The following is a 17180-nucleotide window of genomic DNA, read 5'->3' on the forward strand; positions in this document are numbered from 1 at the left end:
GGGGCAGAATCGACGCCATGACCGAATCCGACGGCAAGCCCCACCAGGGCCCGGCCGCCCCCGGCGGGGAACCCGAGTACGCGGACCGCGTGTACCGCTCCGTCCCCGGCGTGATCTCCGGCGTTCTCCTGCTCGCCGTCGCCGCCTGGCTGATCGGCGACGCGGTGGTGACGGGCACCGGCAAGACCCCGTACGTCGCCCTCGCCGCGGTGCCGGTGTTCGCCTTCCCGGTGATCGCCTACACGCTGCGCCCGGCGGTGTTCGCCGGCAGCGACCGCCTGGTCGTCCGCAACCCGTGGCGCACCATCACCGCCCCCTGGGCCTCGGTCGCCGCGCTGCGCGCCGGGTACTCCGTCGAGCTGCTGGCCGGCGAGAAGAAGTACCAGGTGTGGGCCGTCCCGGTCTCGCTGCGCCAGCGCAAGCGCGCCACCCGGGCCCAGAGCCGCAGCAACGCCGAGCACGCCTCCCGCACGGGGCTGGGGCTGGGACTCGCCGGCCGGACCAACCCGGTCGTCCAGGGCGCCCCCGACCCCACCCGCGCCTGGTCCGACCAGGTGACGGACGTCCTCCAGGAGATGGCCGAGCGCAACGGCACCCGCCCCGGCGCCGCCGGGCCCGTGGTCGTCCGGTGGTGCTGGTGGGTGATCGTCCCCGCGCTGGTGGGCCTGGTCGCCCTGATCACGGTGATCGCCGTCTGAACCCGGATGCGCGGAAGGGCCCGCCGGTACGCAACCGGCGGGCCCTTCCGCGCTACGCCCCGGGGCCGTCAGATGCCCGCGGCCTCGGCGAGGTCGCGCTTGACGGCCGCCAGCAGCTCGGCGGCGCGCTCGCGGGCGGCGGCCAGGTCGGCGGCCGAGGCGACCGGGAGGACGACCTCCAGGTAGCACTTGAGCTTGGGCTCGGTGCCGGACGGGCGGACCACGATCCGGGCCGAGCGGACCGGGTCGCCGGCCAGGTAGTAGCGCAGGCCGTCCGTGGGCGGCAGGTCGTCGGAGCCGGCCGAGAGGTCGTCGGCGCGGGTGACGGTCAGGCCGGCCAGGACGGTCGGCGGCTGCTCGCGCAGGCGGCGCATGGCGTCGGCGATCAGCGAGAGGTCCTGCACCCGGACGGACAGCTGGTCGGTGGCGTGCAGGCCGTGCTCCAGCGCCAGGTCGTCCAGCAGGTCGCTCAGGGTGCGGCCGGACCGCTTGAGGGTCGCGGCGAGCTCGGCGACCAGCAGGGCGGCGGTGATGCCGTCCTTGTCCCGGACGCCCTGGGGGTCGACGCAGTAGCCGAGCGCCTCCTCGTAGCCGTAGCGCAGGCCCTCGGCGCGGGAGATCCACTTGAAGCCGGTCAGCGTCTCGGCGTACGCCAGGCCCGCGGCCTCGGCGATCCGGCCGAGCAGGGTGGCGGAGACGATGGTGGTGGCGAAGGTGCCCTCGGCCTTCTTGGCGACCAGCGCGGAGCCCAGCAGCGCGCCGACCTCGTCGCCGCGCAGCATCCGCCAGCCGGCGGAGCCGTTGCCACCGCCCGCCGCGTTGCCGTTGGTCGGGACGGCCACCGCGCAGCGGTCGGCGTCCGGGTCGTTGGCGATCACGATGTCGGGGCCGACCGCGGCGGCGGTGCGGAAGGCGAGGTCCATCGCCCCCGGCTCCTCCGGGTTGGGGAAGGCCACGGTCGGGAAGTCCGGGTCGGGCTCGGCCTGCTCGGCGACCACGGTCGGCGCCGGGAAGCCGGCCCGGCGGAAGGCGGCGACCAGGGTGTCGCGGCCGACGCCGTGCATCGGGGTGTAGACCACGTCCAGCTCGCGCGGGCTGTGCTCGTCGACGATGGAGACGGCCCGGGTCAGGTAGGCCTCGACGACGTCCTCGCCGAGCACCTCCCAGCCCTCCTCGGCGCGCGGGACGTCGTTCAGCGAGCCGATCGCGTCGATCCGGGCGGCGATCCCGGCGTCGGCCGGCGGGACGATCTGCGAGCCGTCGCCCAGGTAGACCTTGTAGCCGTTGTCCTGCGGCGGGTTGTGGCTGGCGGTGACGGTCACGCCGGCGGCCGCGCCCAGGTGGCGGATCGCGAAGGCCAGCACCGGGGTCGGCAGCGGGCGGGGCAGCAGCGCGGCGCGCAGGCCCGCCCCGACCACCACGGCGGCGGTGTCGCGGGCGAAGTCGTACGACTTGTGCCGGGCGTCGTAACCGATCACGACCAGGTCGCCGAGGCCCTGCTCCTTGACGTACGCGACCAGGCCGGCGGCGGCCCGGATCACCACGGCGCGGTTCATCCGCATCGGGCCGGCGCCGAGTTCGCCGCGCAGGCCGGCCGTGCCGAACTGGAGGCGGTCGGAGAAGCGCTCGGCGAGCTCGGACCAGGCGAGCGCGTTGTCCTCCTCGGCCTCCGGGCCCTCGGCCCGGGCCAGCAGCGCGGTCAGCTCCTCGCGGGTCTGCGGGTCGGGGTCCTCGGCCAGCCAGGTACGGGCCCGGGCGAGGAGGTCGGTGGTGGGTGCCTGCGTCATTTGCCTGCTCCATCGGGAAGTGCGTCGGGATGTCGGCCGGAGGGTTCCGCGCGAAGGGGAGAAGAGGTGGGCACAAGCGGACGGGGCCCGCGGGACGGCGTGATCAGCGGATCACGCGCCCGTGGGCCCCGTCACTCATGATTCTGCGCCCGGCAGGCGTCAGATCCGCTCCAGGACCTTCGCCAGCAGCTCGCCCATGCGCTCGGCGGAGGCCTTGCCGGCCTCCAGGACCTCTTCGTGGTTGAGCGGCTCGCCGGTCATGCCGGCGGCCAGGTTGGTGACCAGCGAGATGCCCAGCACCTCGGCGCCGGCCTCGCGGGCGGCGATGGCCTCCAGGGTGGTGGACATGCCGACCAGCTCGCCGCCGATCACCCGGGCCATGTTGACCTCGGCCGGGGTCTCGTAGTGCGGGCCGCGGAACTGGACGTAGACGGCCTCGTCCAGGCTCGGGTCGACCTCGCGGCACAGCGCGCGCAGGCGCTTGGAGTACAGGTCGGTGAGGTCGACGAAGTTGGCGCCGACGATCGGGGAGTCCGCGGTCAGGTTGATGTGGTCGCTGATCAGGACCGGCTGGCCCGGGGTCCAGCCCTGGCGCAGACCACCGCAGCCGTTGGTCAGGACGATGGTGGCGCAGCCGGCCGCGGCGGCGGTGCGCACGCCGTGGACGACGGTGGCCACGCCGTGGCCCTCGTAGTAGTGGTTGCGGCCGAGGAAGATCAGGGCGCGCTTGTCGCCGATCTTCACCGAGCGGATCTTGCCGGCGTGGCCGGCCACGGCGGGGGCGGGGAAGCCCGGGAGCTCGGTGACCGGGAACTCGGCCACGGTCTCGCCCAGGGCGTCGGCGGCCGGCACCCAGCCGGAGCCCATCACCAGGGCGACGTCGTGCCGCTCGGCACCGGTCAGCTCGCGCAGGCGCTCGGCGGCGGCCTGGGCGGCGGCGTAGGGGTCGGCGGAGACGACCGACTGAGGAGAAGCGTTCACGGGAACGAGGATAGACGGCTTTCGGCTACGCGCGTAGAAGATCCGCGTACGGCATGCCGGATCGTTACCCGGTTGACCCGAAAACACAGCTCGGCGGCGTCTTCCGGGTGACCTGGTCTGTCGGTACGCACAGGCGGGAGGGCTTGCGCGCTCAGCAGGGGCGGCGGCGCAGGTCCAGCACGTAGTCGTCCGGGGCCCCGGCGCTCTCGGCGGCGTCGGCGATCAGGCCGAGGTAGCGGGCCGCGGGCAGGCCGCCCTCGTAGTCGTTGAGCACGTACGTCCAGACCGGGATGTCGCCGTCCAGGGTCTGCGCGCGCAGCCTGATCTTGCGGTAGATGCCGAGCTGGACGCCCTCCCAGCGGTCGAGGCCCTCCTCGTCCATCGGCGCGATGTCGTAGAGGGAGACGAAGACCTGGTCCTTCTCGTCCTCGACGACGGTGGCCAGCGAGCCCTCCCAGCCGAGCTGCTCGCCGCCGAAGGTGAGCCGCCAGCCGTCCAGCCACCCCGTGCCGCGGAGCGGGGAGTGCGGGGCCCGGCGGGTCATCTGCCGGGCATCGAGGTTGGTGGCATACGCGGCGTAAAGGGGCATGGGTGCCAGCGTAGCCCGGTCGGCGCACCGTCCGGGGTGACTGGAGGAAGGTACCGAGCGCGGACCCCGTTGTGGCGCCGCTCCCGGCGTGCGGGACAATGGGGTACGTGACTCGGATCGTGATCATCGGTGGCGGACCCGGCGGCTACGAGGCGGCGCTGGTGGCCGCTCAGCTCGGCGCGGAGGTGACCGTCGTCGACCGCGACGGCCTGGGTGGATCGGCGGTGCTCACGGACTGCGTGCCGTCGAAGACCCTGATCGCGACCGCGGAGGTGATGACCACCTTCGACAGCTCGTACGAGGAGCTGGGCATCACGGTCGACCGGGACGGCGCCGGGAGCCGCGAGAACAAGGTCATCGGTGTGGACCTGGGCAAGGTCAACCGCCGTGTGAAGCGCCTGGCGATCGCGCAGTCCCACGACATCACCCAGTCCGTCACCCGCGCCGGGGTCACCGTGCTGCGCGGCCGCGGCCGGCTCGGCGCCGGCGGGCAGGCCGTGGACGGCTCCCGCGAGGTGCTGGTGGACGCCCCCGACGGCACCGTGCACTCGCTGCGCGCCGACGCGGTGCTGATCGCCACCGGCGCCCACCCGCGCGAACTGCCGGACGCCCAGCCGGACGGCGAGCGGATCCTGACCTGGACCCAGGTGTACGACCTGGAGGAGCTGCCGCGCGAGCTGATCGTGGTCGGTTCCGGCGTCACCGGCGCCGAGTTCGCCGGCGCGTACCAGGCGCTCGGCTCCAAGGTCACCCTGGTCTCCAGCCGCGACCGGGTGCTGCCCGGTGAGGACCCGGACGCCGCCGAGGTGCTGGAGGACGTCTTCCGCCGCCGCGGCATGAACGTGATGGGCCGTTCGCGGGCCGAAACGGTCAAGAGGATCGGCGACCGGGTCGAGGTCACCCTCTCCGACGGCACGGTGATCGAGGGCACCCACTGCCTGATGGCGGTCGGTTCGATCCCCAACACCGCGGACATGGGCCTGGAGGAGGCCGGGGTCAAGCTCAACGACTGGGGCCAGATCCAGGTCGACCGGGTCTCCCGCACCAGCGCCCCGGGCGTCTACGCGGCCGGCGACTGCACCGGCGTCTTCATGCTCGCCTCGGTGGCGGCCATGCAGGGCCGGATCGCCATGTACCACGCGCTCGGTGACGCGGTGCAGCCGCTGAACCTGAAGACCGTGGCCTCCAACGTCTTCACCGACCCGGAGATCGCCACCGTCGGCTACACCGCGGCCGACGTGGAGTGCGGCAAGATGGACGCCGTCGTGGTCAAGCTGCCGCTGCGCGGCAACCCGCGGGCGAAGATGCAGGGCATCCGGGACGGCTTCGTGAAGCTGTTCTGCCGCCCGGGCACCGGCATCGTGGTCGGCGGCGTGGTCGTCGCCCCGCGGGCCAGCGAGCTGATCCACCCGATCGCGCTCGCGGTGGACGCCAATCTGACGGTCGAACAGGTGGCCAGCGCCTTCACCGTCTACCCCTCGGTCTCCGGCTCGACCGCCGAGGCCGCCCGGCAGCTGCACATCCGCAAGCGGTCCGCCGGCGAATCCTGAGCCCGAGACGCACAGTTGGGGGCGGCTGCCGATCGGCGGCCGCCCTTCGTGCGGGCATGACCATCACCCGGACGGCGGGCGCAGTTCCGGGTTGTTGACGGCGCGTATTGTACGGTCACGCGCCGCTCTTGCGTGAGCAATTCCCGCTACCAGCTGCAAACGCCTGAAAGCAGACGGTCACGCAGGTTACCGTCGGTTCTGTGTTTGCAGCAGAACGTCGCCAGTTGATCCTCGAAATGGTGCGCGCCAACGGAGCGGTCTCGCTCCGGGAGTTGGCCCGCGTCGTCCAGACCTCCGAAGTGACCGTGCGCCGCGACGTGCGGGCGCTGGAGGCAGAAGGGCTCCTCGACCGCCGGCACGGCGGCGCGGTGCTCCCCGGCGGCTTCAGCCGCGAACCCGGCTACCCGCAGAAGACCCACCTGTCCGCGGCGGAGAAGAGCGCCATCGCGGACCTCGCCGCCGGACTGGTGGAGGAGGGCGACGCGGTGGTGGTCGGCGCCGGTACCACCACCCAGGAACTGGCCCGCCGGCTGGCCAGGGTGCCCGGGCTGACCGTGGTCACCAACTCGCTGCTGGTCGCCCAGGCGCTGGCGCACGCCAACCGGGTCGAGGTGGTGATGACCGGCGGCACCCTGCGCGGCTCCAACTACGCCCTGGTGGGCAGCGGCGCCGAGCAGTCGCTGCAGGGGCTGCGGGTCACCAAGGCCTTCATCTCCGGCAGCGGGCTGACCGCCGAGCGCGGGCTGTCGACCGCGAACATGCTGTCCGCGAGCGTGGACCGGGCAATGGTGCTGGCGGCCGCCGAGGTCATCGTCCTCGCCGACCACACCAAGCTCGGCGCGGCCGGCATGTTCCAGACCGTCGCCACCGAGACCATCACCCGGCTGGTCACCGACGAGCAGGCCACCGCCGACGACGCCACCGCCCGTGAGCTGGACGCGCTCGCCGACTGCGGGGTGCAGATCGACCTCGCCCCGCTGGGCGTCGCCTCCGGCGGGGAGGCCCCGGTGCACGGCACCGGCAGCGGCCCGGTGCACCAGACCCAGCCCGGCCCGATGGGCCGTCGGCCGGTCCCGCCGCCCGGTGGCGCCCCGCTGCCCGGCCAGCGCCGCCCCGGCACCCACGGCGGGCCGGTGGGCCCGGGCGGGATGCCGGTCCGGCTCGCCGAGATGGGTCTGCCGCGCGGGCGCTGAGCCCGGAAACCCGAACGGTCCGTACTCCCTCGAAGGGAGTACGGACCGTTCGGAGATTGACGGACGCGGTGTCAGGGCCTGATCCGCGCCGGTCGGACCGGGGTCAGTCCTTGATCTCGCACAGCGCGGCGCCGCTGCTGACGCTCCCGCCCACCTCGGCCTTGAGGCCGACGACGGTGCCCGCCTTGTGCGCGTTCAGCGGCTGCTCCATCTTCATCGCCTCCAGGACCACGATCAGCTCGCCCTCGGCGACGACCTGGCCCTCCTCGACGGCGACCTTGACGATGGTGCCCTGCATCGGCGAGGCCAGGGTGTCGCCGCTGAGGGCCGAACCGGCCTTCTTGGCGCCCACCCGGCGCTTGGCCTTGGCCGCGCCCGCGGCACCGGCCGCCGGGGCCGTCGAGACGCCCAGCGAGGACGGCAGCGAGACCTCGATCCGCTTGCCGCCGACCTCGACGACCACGGTCTCCCGGGTCTCGGCCTCCTCGGCCTCGCCGGCCGCGCCGACGAACGCCGGGATGGTGTTGTCGAACTCGGTCTCGATCCAGCGGGTGTAGATCTTGAACGGCTCGTCACTGCCGTGCACCTCGGGCGCGAACGCCGGGTCGGTGACGACCGCCTGGTGGAACGGGATGGCGGTGGCCATGCCCTCGACCCTGAACTCGTTCAGCGCGCGCCTGGCCCGCTCCAGGGCCTGCTTGCGGTCGCGGCCGGAGACGATCAGCTTGGCCAGCAGGGAGTCCCAGGCCGGGCCGATGACCGAGCCGGTCTCCACGCCGGAGTCCAGGCGCACGCCCGGGCCGGACGGCGGGGAGAACAGCGTCACGGTGCCGGGCGCGGGCAGGAAGTTGCGGCCCGGGTCCTCGCCGTTGATGCGGAACTCGAAGGAGTGGCCGCGCACCTCCGGGTCGCCGTAGCCGAGCTCCTCGCCGTCGGCGATCCGGAACATCTCGCGGACCAGGTCGATCCCGGTGACCTCCTCGGTGACCGGGTGCTCCACCTGCAGACGGGTGTTGACCTCCAGGAAGGAGATCGTGCCGTCCAGCGCGACCAGGAACTCGCAGGTCCCGGCGCCCTCGTAGCCGGCCTCCTTGAGGATGGCCTTGGAGGCGCGGTACAGCTCGGCGTTCTGCGCCTCGGTCAGGAACGGCGCGGGCGCCTCCTCGACCAGCTTCTGGTGGCGGCGCTGCAGCGAGCAGTCACGGGTGGAGACGACCACCACGTTGCCGTGCTTGTCCGCGAGGCACTGGGTCTCCACGTGCCGCGGGTTGTCCAGGTAGCGCTCGACGAAGCACTCGCCGCGACCGAAGGCGGCGACCGCCTCGCGCACGGCGGAGTCGTACAGCTCCGGGATCTCCTCCAGGGTGCGGGCGACCTTGAGGCCGCGGCCGCCGCCGCCGAAGGCCGCCTTGATGGCGACCGGCAGGCCGTGCTCCCGGGCGAACGCGACGACCTCGTCGGCACCCGAGACCGGGTCCGGGGTGCCGGCCACCAGCGGGGCGCCGGCGCGCTGGGCGACGTGACGGGCGGTGACCTTGTCACCGAGGTCCCGGATGGCCTGCGGCGGCGGGCCGATCCAGGTCAGGCCCGCGTCGATGACGGCCTGGGCGAAGTCGGCGTTCTCCGACAGGAACCCGTAGCCGGGGTGGACGGCGTCGGCGCCGGAGTCCTCGGCGGCCTTGAGGACCTTTGCGATGTCCAGGTAACTGGTGCCGGGGGTGTCACCGCCCAGCGCGTAAGCCTCGTCGGCCGCGCGGACGTGCAGCGCATCCCGGTCCGGCTCGGCGTAGACGGCGACGCTGGCGATACCGGCGTCCGAGCAGGCCCGGGCGACGCGGACGGCGATTTCCCCGCGGTTGGCGATGAGCACCTTGCGCACTGTGGCTCCCTTCTTGAACCTCGTTGAGTTTATGGATTCCTGGGCAGTACCGGCGAGTAGCCCCAGGTTGTGAACTATCCCACACGGACCGTGATGGGTTTTCCGGCCCGATCCGCGACCCGGAGAAAGACTCCGCAGGTCGCGGCCGGTGCGCTCGGGCGGGCGCGGGCGACGGTGGGTGACCGGGCGGCGGCGTGGCGGGACGGTGGCATGGGACACACCCTCGCGCCGCGCGCTCAGGCCGCGGTCGAGCCGGCCGGTGCGGCGGCCGGGGGGCGCCGCAGCGCCTCGGCCGTCACGTCGGCCGCCAGCTCGACCATGTCCGGCCCGTAGGCCTCCGGGTTGACCACCCGCAGGACCAGGGCGAAGGTGCCGTTACGGCCGTACCGGCGGGCGAGTTCGCGGTGGTGCGCCACCAGGTGGCGGACGCCGGCCTGGTTGGCGGTGCCGGTCTGCCCGGCGATCAGGAACACCGGGCGGCCGCCGTCCGGGGTGGCGATCCGGGCGAGCAGGGTGTGGGTCCGGTCGGGCTCGACGGCGAACTCCTGGTCGCCCACCACGATCACGTTGCTGCCCGGGCCGGGGCCGGAGGTGATCACCAGGCCGGGCAGCCCCCAGGCCAGGTGGGCGGCCGTCCGCTCGTTGCTGACCGGGCCGCCCAGGCACAGCTCGGTCTTGGCGCCCAGGCCGCGGTTCGCGGCGTCGTGGGCGACCAGTTCGGGGCGGGCGCCGCACTCCTCGACCAGCCCGGCCAGCCACATCAGGGCGTAGGCGTCCCGGCGGGTCACGGTGTGGGCGTGCGAGCCCGTGCCGATGCTGCGGGGCACCACGATCAGGCACTCGCTGCCGGACGGCAGCCCGAAGAAGGCCCGCATCCGCTCCACCCGGCGCCGCCGCCGCAGGGCCTGCGCCAGCCAGCCGAGGCCGGCGCTGATGGCGCTGGCCACCAGGCCGAGCAGCACGTTGAGCACGTTGTCGTTCATCGCCGCGTTCCCTCCCCCGTCGAACGCCGGTCAGCTTAGGGCCTCAACGGCCGGATACGGCAGGTTACTTGGTCCACAGGTCGGTGATGCGCAGGTCCAGGTCGGCGAGCAGGCGGCGCAGCAGCGGCAGCGACAGGCCGATGACGTTGCCCGGGTCGCCGTCGATGCCGTCGATGAACGGCGCCGAGCGGCCGTCCAGGGTGAACGCCCCGGCCACGTGCAGCGGTTCGCCGGACGCGACGTAGGCGGCCACCTCCTCGTCGTCCGGGGTGCCGAAGCGGACGGTGGTGGAGGCGGTGGCCGAGGACTGCCGGCCGGTCGCGGTGTCGATCACGCAGTGGCCGGTGCGCAGCACCCCGTCGCGGCCGCGCATGGACCGCCAGCGGGCGAGTGCCTCGGCGGCGTCGGCGGGCTTGCCGAGGGCCAGGCCGTCCAGCTCCAGGACGGAGTCGCAGCCGATCACCAGCTCGCCGCCGGTCAGACCGGCGGCGACGGCCTTCGCCTTGGCCTCGGCCAGGACGAGGGCGAGCTCGCCGGGGGTGGCGGCGCTGATCGCGTCCTCGTCGACGCCGCTGACCACCACGCGGGGGTCGAGCCCCGCCTGGCGCAGCAGCCCGAGGCGGGCGGGGGAGGCGGAGGCGAGGACGAGGGCGCGCTGGTCGGTCATGCCCACCAGAGTAGGGGGTGGGCCGAAGGGGTGTAGTTACCGCCGTTCGGGTGAACGGCTCAGGTGAAGAACCGGCTGAGCATGATCAGCACGGAGCCCACCAGCACGATCGCGGCGAGCACCTTGCCGGACCGCTGCATCCGCTCCTGCATGCGACGGGCCTCGGGCGAGGGCCCGTCCTCGGGGTCTGACCAGAGCACCAGTCCAGAGTGCGGTGCGGGTGGGCCCGGACGCCTGAGTATCCGTACTCAGTTTCGGGCAAAGCGGGCGGCGGAACGGGGCGCCGGGGGTACCGAACGGCCCGGAGCGGGACGTCGGACGAACCGACGTCCCGCCCCGGGCCGAACAGGTGACTAGTGCGCCCAGCCGGACGTCCGCCAGGCGTTGACGCCCGGGCGGACGGCGGGGCGGAGCAGGCGGGAGCGGTCGTTCCAGGGGGAGGCCGGGCCGACGCCGGCCAGACGCGCCGCCTCGGCGGCGGCCTGCGCGGCGGCGGCCCGGGCCTGGACCACCGCCAGGACGGTGGCGAGCTCCTCGGGGGTCGGCTGCCCGTGCAGCACGTGGATCGGGGACATGGCTGGTTCTCTCCCGAGAGGGACGGGGCCTACAGGGGGATGTTGCCGTGCTTCTTGGGCGGCAGCACCTCGCGCTTGCCGCGCAGCGCCCGCAGGCCCCGGACGATGTGCCGACGGGTCTCGCTCGGGGCGATCACCGCGTCGACGTAGCCGCGCTCGGCGGCCAGGTACGGGTTGAGCAGGGTGTCCTCGTACGAGGCGATCAGCTCGGCGCGCTTCTCGTCGGCGGTGCCGGCCGCCTCGGCCTCGGCGATCTCCCGGCGGTGCAGGATGTTGACCGCGCCCTGCGCGCCCATCACGGCGATCTGCGCGGTCGGCCAGGCCAGGTTGAGGTCGGCGCCCAGGTGCTTGGAGCCCATGACGTCGTACGCGCCGCCGAAGGCCTTGCGGGTGATCACGGTGATCAGCGGGACGGTGGCCTCGGCGTAGGCGTAGATCAGCTTGGCGCCACGGCGGATGATGCCGTCCCACTCCTGCTCGGTGCCGGGCAGGAAGCCGGGCACGTCGACGAAGGTCAGCACCGGGATGTTGAAGGAGTCGCAGGTGCGGATGAAGCGCGCGGCCTTCTCGCTGGCGTTGATGTCCAGGCAGCCGGCCAGGTCCATCGGCTGGTTGCCGACGATGCCCACCGACTGGCCCTCGACCCGGCCGAAACCGGTGATGATGTTGCCGGCGAACAGCGGCTGGGTCTCCAGGAACTCGCCGTCGTCGACGATGTGCTCGATCACCTTGTGCATGTCGTACGGCTGGTTGGCCGAGTCCGGCACGATGGTGTCGAGTTCGAGGTCCTCGTCGGTGAGCGTGAGGTCCGCCTGCTCGGGGTAGGACGGCGGGTCGCTCAGGTTGTTGGAGGGCAGGTACGAGAGCAGGCTCTTGACGTACTCGACGGCCTCCTTCTCGTCCGTGGCCAGGTAGTGGGCGTTGCCGGACTTGGTGTTGTGGGTGCGGGCGCCGCCCAGCTCCTCCATGCCGACGTCCTCGCCGGTCACGGTCTTGATCACGTCCGGGCCGGTGATGAACATGTGCGAGGTCTGGTCGGCCATCACCACGAAGTCGGTGATCGCGGGGGAGTAGACCGCGCCGCCGGCGCAGGGGCCCATGATCAGCGAGATCTGCGGGATGACGCCCGAGGCGTGCACGTTGCGGCGGAAGATCTCGCCGTACAGGCCGAGCGAGACCACGCCCTCCTGGATCCGGGCGCCGCCGGAGTCGTTGATGCCGATGACCGGGCAGCCGGTCTTCAGCGCGAAGTCCATCACCTTGACGATCTTCTCGCCGAAGACCTCACCGAGCGAGCCGCCGAAGACGGTGAAGTCCTGGGCGAAGACGGCGACCTGACGGCCGTCGACGGTGCCGTAGCCGGTCACCACGCCGTCACCGTAGGGCCGGTTCTTCTCCTGGCCGAAGTTGGTCGAGCGGTGCCGGGCGAACTCGTCGAACTCGACGAAGGAGTCCTCGTCCAGCAGCTCGACGACCCGCTCGCGGGCGGTCAGCTTGCCCTTGGCGTGCTGCTTCTCCACGGCCTTGGCGGAGCCGGAGTGCACCGCCTCGTCCAGCCTGCGCCGCAGGTCGGCGAGCTTGCCGGCGGTGGTGTGGGGGTCGTACGGCGCCTCGGTCATCCGGTGGCTCTCCCTGATCATCGGCCGCGACCTGTTCGATTGCGCGCGGGCCGGAGACGGGGCCCGCGCAGGAGGGCAGGGCGGCGCTGCGAACTACCGCTGCGTAGCGTAACCAGCGCGCAGGGCGATCCGTCATGTCCTGGCGTTATGGTCATCGACACAGTGTGTCAACGAGCGTTCTGCGGGACGATGGTGCGGACTGCGCCCCCGTGGTCCGTCCTGCCGGTGGGCCGTCCTGGTCCTAGGGTTGCCACCATGACCGCACCCGAGACCCCCCGCCGCAGCGGACTGCGCGGCTTCGGCCGTACCGGACCGTCCCCCTGGACCGACCTGGACCGGCCGCCGCTGGACCAGGAGGTGCTGCGCCGCGACCTGGTCGTGCCGGGCGGGCTCTGGACCTCGCTGGACGTCGTCGCCGAGACCGGCTCGACCAACAGCGACCTCGCCGAGCGGGCCCGGGCCGGTGCGCCGCAGGGCGCGGTGCTGGTCGCCGAGGCGCAGAGCGCCGCGCGCGGCCGGCTGGACCGGCAGTGGACCGCCCCGGCCCGCTCCGGGCTGTTCCTGTCCTTCCTGCTGCGCCCCGAGGAGGTGCCGGTCGAGCGGTACGGCTGGCTGCCGATCCTGGTCGGGGTGGCCGCCGCCAGCACCCTCGGCCGGGTGGCCGGGGTCGAGGTCGGGCTGAAGTGGCCCAACGACCTCCAGACGGAGATCGACGGCGCGGAGCGCAAGCTCGGCGGCATCCTCACCGAGCTCAGCGCCGGTGCGGTGGTGGTCGGCATGGGCCTGAACGTCTCGCTGCGCGCCGCCGAACTGCCCGTCCCCACCGCCGGTTCGCTCGCCCTGGCCGGCGCCACGACCACCGACCGGTCCGTCCTGCTGCGCGCCCTGCTGCGCGAGTTCGCCGGGCTGTACCGCGAGTGGACGGCGGCTTCCGGGGACCCGCATGCCAGCGACCTGCTGCGCGCGTATGTGGACCGCTGCAGCACGCTGGGCCGCCAGGTGACGGTGCACCTGCCCGGCGACCAGGAGCTGGTCGGCGAGGCGGTGGCGATCGACGGGGACGGCCGGCTGGTGGTCCGGACGGCCGACGGCGCACGCCGGGCGGTCGGCGCGGGGGACGTGGTCCACGTCCGCCCCGAGGCGCGCTGAACGGCAGTCTTCACCTCTCCTTGACCCGGGCGGATGCTCCGGATCACGGGATTCCGTGCGAACATTCCACCTGGCAGCGGTGTGAGGCGCGCCACTGTCCGCCCGGGTGGCGGGCGGTGCGCCCGGACAGGTAGGACACGAGGCAAGTGCGGCAACCGCACGGGGACGGACCGGTGGCAGAGGACGGCAGCAGCGGGACGGCGGGCAACCACGACCCCACGGTCGCGCTCGAACTGGAACGCCTGATCCTGGACGCGCCACGCCGCTACACCCCGTACCAGGCCGCGCGCGCCGCCGACGTCCCGATGGAGCTGGCCACCCGGTTCTGGCGCGCCATGGGCTTCCCCGACATCGGCCAGTCCCGGGCGCTCACCGACGGCGACGTGATCGCGCTGCGGCGCCTGGCCGGCCTCGTCGAGTCCGGGCTGCTCAGCGAGTCGATGGCGATCCAGGTGGCCCGCTCGACCGGCCAGACCACGGCCCGGCTGGCCGGCTGGCAGATGGACACCTTCCTGGAGAACCTCACCCAGTCCGTCGAACCCGGGCTGACCCGGGCCGACGTCGCGTACCCGCTGGTCGAGCTGCTGCTGCCGGAGCTGGAGCAGTTCCTGGTGTACGTCTGGCGGCGCCAGCTGGCCGCCGTCACCGGCCGGGTGGTGCAGGCCGCCGAGGACAACGAGATCACCAGCGGCCGGCTCGCCGTCGGCTTCGCCGACCTGGTCGGCTTCACCCGGCTGTCGCGGCGGCTGGAGGAGGAGGAGCTCGGCGAGCTGGTCGAGACCTTCGAGAACACCTGCTCGGACCTGATCGCCGGGCAGGGCGGCCGGGTCATCAAGACCCTCGGCGACGAGATCCTCTACGTCACCGACGACCCGGCCACCGCCGCCGAGATCGCGCTCAGCCTGATCGAGGCGCTGGCCGAGGACGACACCATCCCCGCGCTGCGGGTCGGCATGGCCTTCGGGACGGTCACCCAGCGGATGGGCGACGTCTTCGGCACCACCGTCAACCTGGCCAGCCGGCTCACCTCGATCGCGCCCAAGGACGCGGTGCTGATCGACGGGGAGTTCGCCGCGGCGCTGGAGCAGAACGGCAGCGTCGGTCCGGCCGACTCGGACGGGCCCGGCCTGGCGGAGGCACTGTCGGTGGCGGCCGGGATGCCCGGCTCCGGGCTGCCGGTGCCCGGACCGGACCCGGGGGCGCGCTTCCACCTGCAGCCGATGTGGCGGCGGCCGGTGCGGGGGCTGGGGCTGGTGGAGCCGTGGCTGCTGTCGCGGCGGATGAAGGCGGAGTAGCGGGGAACCCGGGATTCGGACGCTCGGTCCGGGGTTCGGGGTTCGGGTGCCGAACGGTCGAAAGCCGTACCGTCGGATGCGGGTCCATCCGGGCAAAACGGGGCATAACCGAACGAACTCGCCATAGTCTTGGTGCAAGCGGCCGGACGGGTGCGGCCGACCGGTGGGGGTCCGGCAGGACCGAGCACAGGGAGCGAGGCGAGCCGGTGAGCAGTGAGGCGATCACGACGGACCGCGGCTGCGACTGCGAAGGCCCGCACCGCTCCGACCCGCTGCCCGACCTGCGGCTGCAGTCGGTGGTCGAACTGGCCCAGGACATGGCCGGGGCACTCACCCCGCTGGAGGCCGTCCGGGCCGCCGCCGCCCGGGCCACCGAGGCGCTCGGCGCCACCATGGCCGCGGTCTCGGTCTGGGACCGTGAGTCCGGCCGGCTGCGGGTGCTGGTCAACCACGGCGATCTCGCGCCCGGCGAGGAGGAACTGCCCGAGGACGAGTCGTACCCGGTCGCGGACTTCCCGGAGATCGTCACCTACCTGGAGGAGCGCTGGACCACCGGACGGCCGCCGCGCGCCTGGCTGCAGACCGCCGAGAACGTCGAGTCGCACGCCGGGCACACCCACCCGACCGCCGGCGCGTACTGCCGGGAACGCGCCGCCGCGCTGCGCCGGCGCGGCCGGGCCTGCTGCGTGGTCGCGCCGATCGTGCTGCACGGGCAGGCCTGGGGCGAGCTGTACCTCGCCCGGGCGGCCGGGATGCCCGAGTTCACCGAGGCCGACGCCGACTACGCGACCCTGCTCGCCGCCCAGGTCTCGGCCGGGCTCGCCCAGACCGAGCGCCTCGCCGACCTGCGCAAACTCGCCTTCTCCGACCCGCTCACCGGCCTCGCCAACCGGCGCGCCGTCGACGCCCGGCTGGAGAGCGCGCTGGCGGCGCACAACCGGGACAACACCGTGGTCTCGCTGGTGGTCTGCGACGTCAACGGGCTGAAGCGGGTCAACGACCAGCTCGGCCACGAGATGGGCGACCGGCTGCTGGAACGCTTCGCCCACCAGCTGTCCCTGGCCGCCGCCAAACTGCCCGGCAGCCTGGCCGCCCGGCTCGGCGGCGACGAGTTCTGCCTGCTCACGGAAGGGCAGAAGGCCGACGAGGTGGTCGCCGTCGCCGAGGAGCTGTGCGCGCGGGCGCTCGCACTGTCCGAGGGCGAGGGCGTCGCCTGCGGCGTCGCCTCCACCGGGGACTCCATCGGCCCGGTCACCACCCCCGACCGGCTCTTCCGGCTCGCCGACGCAGCCCAGTACCGCGCCAAGGCCGCCCGCGCCGCCCACCCCGTGGTCGCCGGGCGCAGCCACGGCCCCGGCTTCTCGCCCGACCCCACCGTGCTGCTCGCCGACGCCGCCGACCCCCACCACCGCGCCGACGGCCGGCGCGGGCCCGGCGGACGGGCCGGTGCGGCCGACCGGCGGCGCTTCCGCGGCGCGGCCCACAGCGCCGACCCGGGACAGCTGCTCACCGCCGTCCTCTCGGCCCTCGACCAGGCGTCGGCCGCCCGGGCCGTCCACCCGGCCGACACCCTCGGCAAACTGGTCGTCGTCGCCGAGACCTCCGCCCGGCTGCTCGACGCCGTCGGCTGGTGGGTCTCGTACGTCCCGCCCGGCTCCCACCTGATGCGCACCTCCCAGCACGCCGTCTACCGGATGACCAGCGGCCCCAGCAGCACCCGCGCCGAGACCCAGCGCGCCCAGATCGAGGCCCCCGACGCCGTCTTCGACCTCCGCCACTACCCGATGACCCGCCGGGCCGTCCGCGGCGGTGCCTTCGCGCTGCGCGCGGGCGCGGCGGGCAACGACCCGGCGGAGGAGGCGATGCTCGTCGTCTCCGGCTACCGCGGGATGGTTGCGGCGGGGGGGCAGAATCCGGCGGGGGGGTGGTTGGTGGAGCTGTTCGCGGATGATGCGACTTTGCCGTTGGGGCAGGCGGCTTGTGCGTTGCGGGCGTTGGTGGCGGTTGCTCTGGCGGGGGCGGCTTCGCCTCCGGTGGTGTGACGGCGGGGGGTTGGGGGTGGTCGGGGGGCTTTCGGGAGGGTGGGTGACGCCGGGGGCGGTTGCGGGGGTGGGGGGGGGGGGGGGGGGGGGGGTTGGGGGGGGGGGGGGGGGGGGGGGGGGGGGTCGGGGTGTGGCACGGCGCGATGGTCTTGGTCTCGTCGACGTTCCAGCCC

14 protein-coding genes and 1 pseudogene are annotated in these 17180 nt (G+C 73.5%); 6 read left to right on the plus strand and 9 right to left on the minus strand.

Annotation, left to right across the window (positions count from 1 at the left end; genetic code table 11):
- Positions 1 to 17 precede the first annotated feature (17 nt).
- Complete coding sequence (locus ACZ6Z8_RS38430; RefSeq protein WP_465614611.1) at positions 18 to 698, plus strand: PH domain-containing protein; 681 nt, start codon at positions 18 to 20, stop codon at positions 696 to 698.
- Positions 699 to 766: 68 nt separating this feature from the next.
- Here ACZ6Z8_RS38430 and ACZ6Z8_RS38435 read toward each other — a convergent pair whose 3' ends face one another.
- The 3 genes from ACZ6Z8_RS38435 to ACZ6Z8_RS38445 all read right to left on the minus strand — a co-directional run bounded on the left by ACZ6Z8_RS38435 (position 767) and on the right by ACZ6Z8_RS38445 (position 4055).
- Positions 767 to 2485: a phospho-sugar mutase gene (locus ACZ6Z8_RS38435; RefSeq protein ID WP_465614612.1), complete on the minus strand. Its 1719-nt coding sequence runs from the start codon at positions 2483 to 2485 to the stop codon at positions 767 to 769.
- 159 nt (positions 2486 to 2644) lie between these two features.
- Positions 2645 to 3466 (minus strand): purine-nucleoside phosphorylase, encoded by an 822-nt coding sequence (locus tag ACZ6Z8_RS38440; protein WP_465614613.1) that lies wholly within the window; start codon positions 3464 to 3466, stop codon positions 2645 to 2647.
- Between the two features lie 151 nt (positions 3467 to 3617).
- On the minus strand, positions 3618 to 4055 hold the full coding sequence (locus ACZ6Z8_RS38445) for a gamma-glutamylcyclotransferase family protein (RefSeq protein WP_380422331.1): 438 nt from the start codon (positions 4053 to 4055) through the stop codon (positions 3618 to 3620).
- A gap of 98 nt (positions 4056 to 4153) precedes the next feature.
- On the opposite strand from ACZ6Z8_RS38445, the gene ACZ6Z8_RS38450 reads away from it, so the two are divergent.
- Both ACZ6Z8_RS38450 and ACZ6Z8_RS38455 read left to right on the plus strand, forming a co-directional pair.
- A complete protein-coding gene (locus ACZ6Z8_RS38450) occupies positions 4154 to 5605 on the plus strand; it encodes an NAD(P)H-quinone dehydrogenase (protein WP_465614614.1) in 1452 nt (483 codons plus the stop codon).
- A gap of 236 nt (positions 5606 to 5841) precedes the next feature.
- A complete protein-coding gene (locus ACZ6Z8_RS38455; RefSeq protein WP_465614621.1) occupies positions 5842 to 6798 on the plus strand; it encodes a DeoR/GlpR family DNA-binding transcription regulator in 957 nt (318 codons plus the stop codon).
- 103 nt (positions 6799 to 6901) lie between these two features.
- Here ACZ6Z8_RS38455 and ACZ6Z8_RS38460 read toward each other — a convergent pair whose 3' ends face one another.
- From ACZ6Z8_RS38460 to ACZ6Z8_RS38485, 6 genes are all read right to left on the minus strand, one after another.
- Entirely contained in the window at positions 6902 to 8677 is a 1776-nt protein-coding gene (locus tag ACZ6Z8_RS38460) for an acetyl/propionyl/methylcrotonyl-CoA carboxylase subunit alpha (RefSeq protein WP_465614615.1), read from the minus strand.
- A 236-nt stretch (positions 8678 to 8913) separates the two neighbouring features.
- Complete coding sequence (locus tag ACZ6Z8_RS38465) at positions 8914 to 9660, minus strand: hypothetical protein (RefSeq protein ID WP_465614616.1); 747 nt, start codon at positions 9658 to 9660, stop codon at positions 8914 to 8916.
- 64 nt (positions 9661 to 9724) lie between these two features.
- Positions 9725 to 10327 carry a nucleoside triphosphate pyrophosphatase gene (locus tag ACZ6Z8_RS38470; protein ID WP_465614617.1) on the minus strand — a complete coding sequence of 201 codons (603 nt, stop codon included), beginning with the start codon at positions 10325 to 10327 and terminating at the stop codon, positions 9725 to 9727.
- A gap of 59 nt (positions 10328 to 10386) precedes the next feature.
- Positions 10387 to 10527 (minus strand): morphogenic membrane protein MmpB, encoded by a 141-nt coding sequence (gene mmpB / locus ACZ6Z8_RS38475; RefSeq protein ID WP_402812880.1) that lies wholly within the window; start codon positions 10525 to 10527, stop codon positions 10387 to 10389.
- A 153-nt stretch (positions 10528 to 10680) separates the two neighbouring features.
- Complete coding sequence (locus tag ACZ6Z8_RS38480) at positions 10681 to 10902, minus strand: acyl-CoA carboxylase epsilon subunit (protein ID WP_360238004.1); 222 nt, start codon at positions 10900 to 10902, stop codon at positions 10681 to 10683.
- Between the two features lie 29 nt (positions 10903 to 10931).
- Positions 10932 to 12542 carry an acyl-CoA carboxylase subunit beta gene (locus tag ACZ6Z8_RS38485; RefSeq protein ID WP_465614618.1) on the minus strand — a complete coding sequence of 537 codons (1611 nt, stop codon included), beginning with the start codon at positions 12540 to 12542 and terminating at the stop codon, positions 10932 to 10934.
- A gap of 234 nt (positions 12543 to 12776) precedes the next feature.
- Here ACZ6Z8_RS38485 and ACZ6Z8_RS38490 point away from each other — a divergent pair, with 234 nt between their 5' ends.
- The 3 genes and pseudogenes from ACZ6Z8_RS38490 to ACZ6Z8_RS38500 all read left to right on the plus strand — a co-directional run.
- Positions 12777 to 13670 carry a biotin--[acetyl-CoA-carboxylase] ligase gene (locus tag ACZ6Z8_RS38490; RefSeq protein ID WP_465614619.1) on the plus strand — a complete coding sequence of 298 codons (894 nt, stop codon included), beginning with the start codon at positions 12777 to 12779 and terminating at the stop codon, positions 13668 to 13670.
- 173 nt (positions 13671 to 13843) lie between these two features.
- Complete coding sequence (locus ACZ6Z8_RS38495; protein WP_465614620.1) at positions 13844 to 14965, plus strand: adenylate/guanylate cyclase domain-containing protein; 1122 nt, start codon at positions 13844 to 13846, stop codon at positions 14963 to 14965.
- Between the two features lie 317 nt (positions 14966 to 15282).
- Positions 15283 to 16437, plus strand: a pseudogene (locus ACZ6Z8_RS38500) (GGDEF domain-containing protein); the annotation flags it as partial.
- Positions 16438 to 17180 lie beyond the last annotated feature (743 nt).

This window comes from Kitasatospora sp. NPDC101108, assembly GCF_055584725.1.

What these genes read in the sequence shown, in the direction of transcription:
- ACZ6Z8_RS38445 (WP_380422331.1), bottom strand. Translation starts at nt 4,055, where the DNA reads ATGCCCCTTTACGCCGCGTATGCCACCAACCTCGATGCCCGGCAGATG.
- ACZ6Z8_RS38465 (WP_465614616.1), bottom strand. Translation starts at nt 9,660, where the DNA reads ATGAACGACAACGTGCTCAACGTGCTGCTCGGCCTGGTGGCCAGCGCC.
- ACZ6Z8_RS38430 (WP_465614611.1), top strand. Translation starts at nt 18, where the DNA reads ATGACCGAATCCGACGGCAAGCCCCACCAGGGCCCGGCCGCCCCCGGC.
- ACZ6Z8_RS38480 (WP_360238004.1), bottom strand. Translation starts at nt 10,902, where the DNA reads ATGTCCCCGATCCACGTGCTGCACGGGCAGCCGACCCCCGAGGAGCTC.
- ACZ6Z8_RS38470 (WP_465614617.1), bottom strand. Translation starts at nt 10,327, where the DNA reads ATGACCGACCAGCGCGCCCTCGTCCTCGCCTCCGCCTCCCCCGCCCGC.
- ACZ6Z8_RS38435 (WP_465614612.1), bottom strand. Translation starts at nt 2,485, where the DNA reads ATGACGCAGGCACCCACCACCGACCTCCTCGCCCGGGCCCGTACCTGG.
- ACZ6Z8_RS38455 (WP_465614621.1), top strand. Translation starts at nt 5,842, where the DNA reads ATGGTGCGCGCCAACGGAGCGGTCTCGCTCCGGGAGTTGGCCCGCGTC.
- ACZ6Z8_RS38490 (WP_465614619.1), top strand. Translation starts at nt 12,777, where the DNA reads ATGACCGCACCCGAGACCCCCCGCCGCAGCGGACTGCGCGGCTTCGGC.
- ACZ6Z8_RS38485 (WP_465614618.1), bottom strand. Translation starts at nt 12,542, where the DNA reads ATGATCAGGGAGAGCCACCGGATGACCGAGGCGCCGTACGACCCCCAC.
- ACZ6Z8_RS38450 (WP_465614614.1), top strand. Translation starts at nt 4,154, where the DNA reads ATGGGGTACGTGACTCGGATCGTGATCATCGGTGGCGGACCCGGCGGC.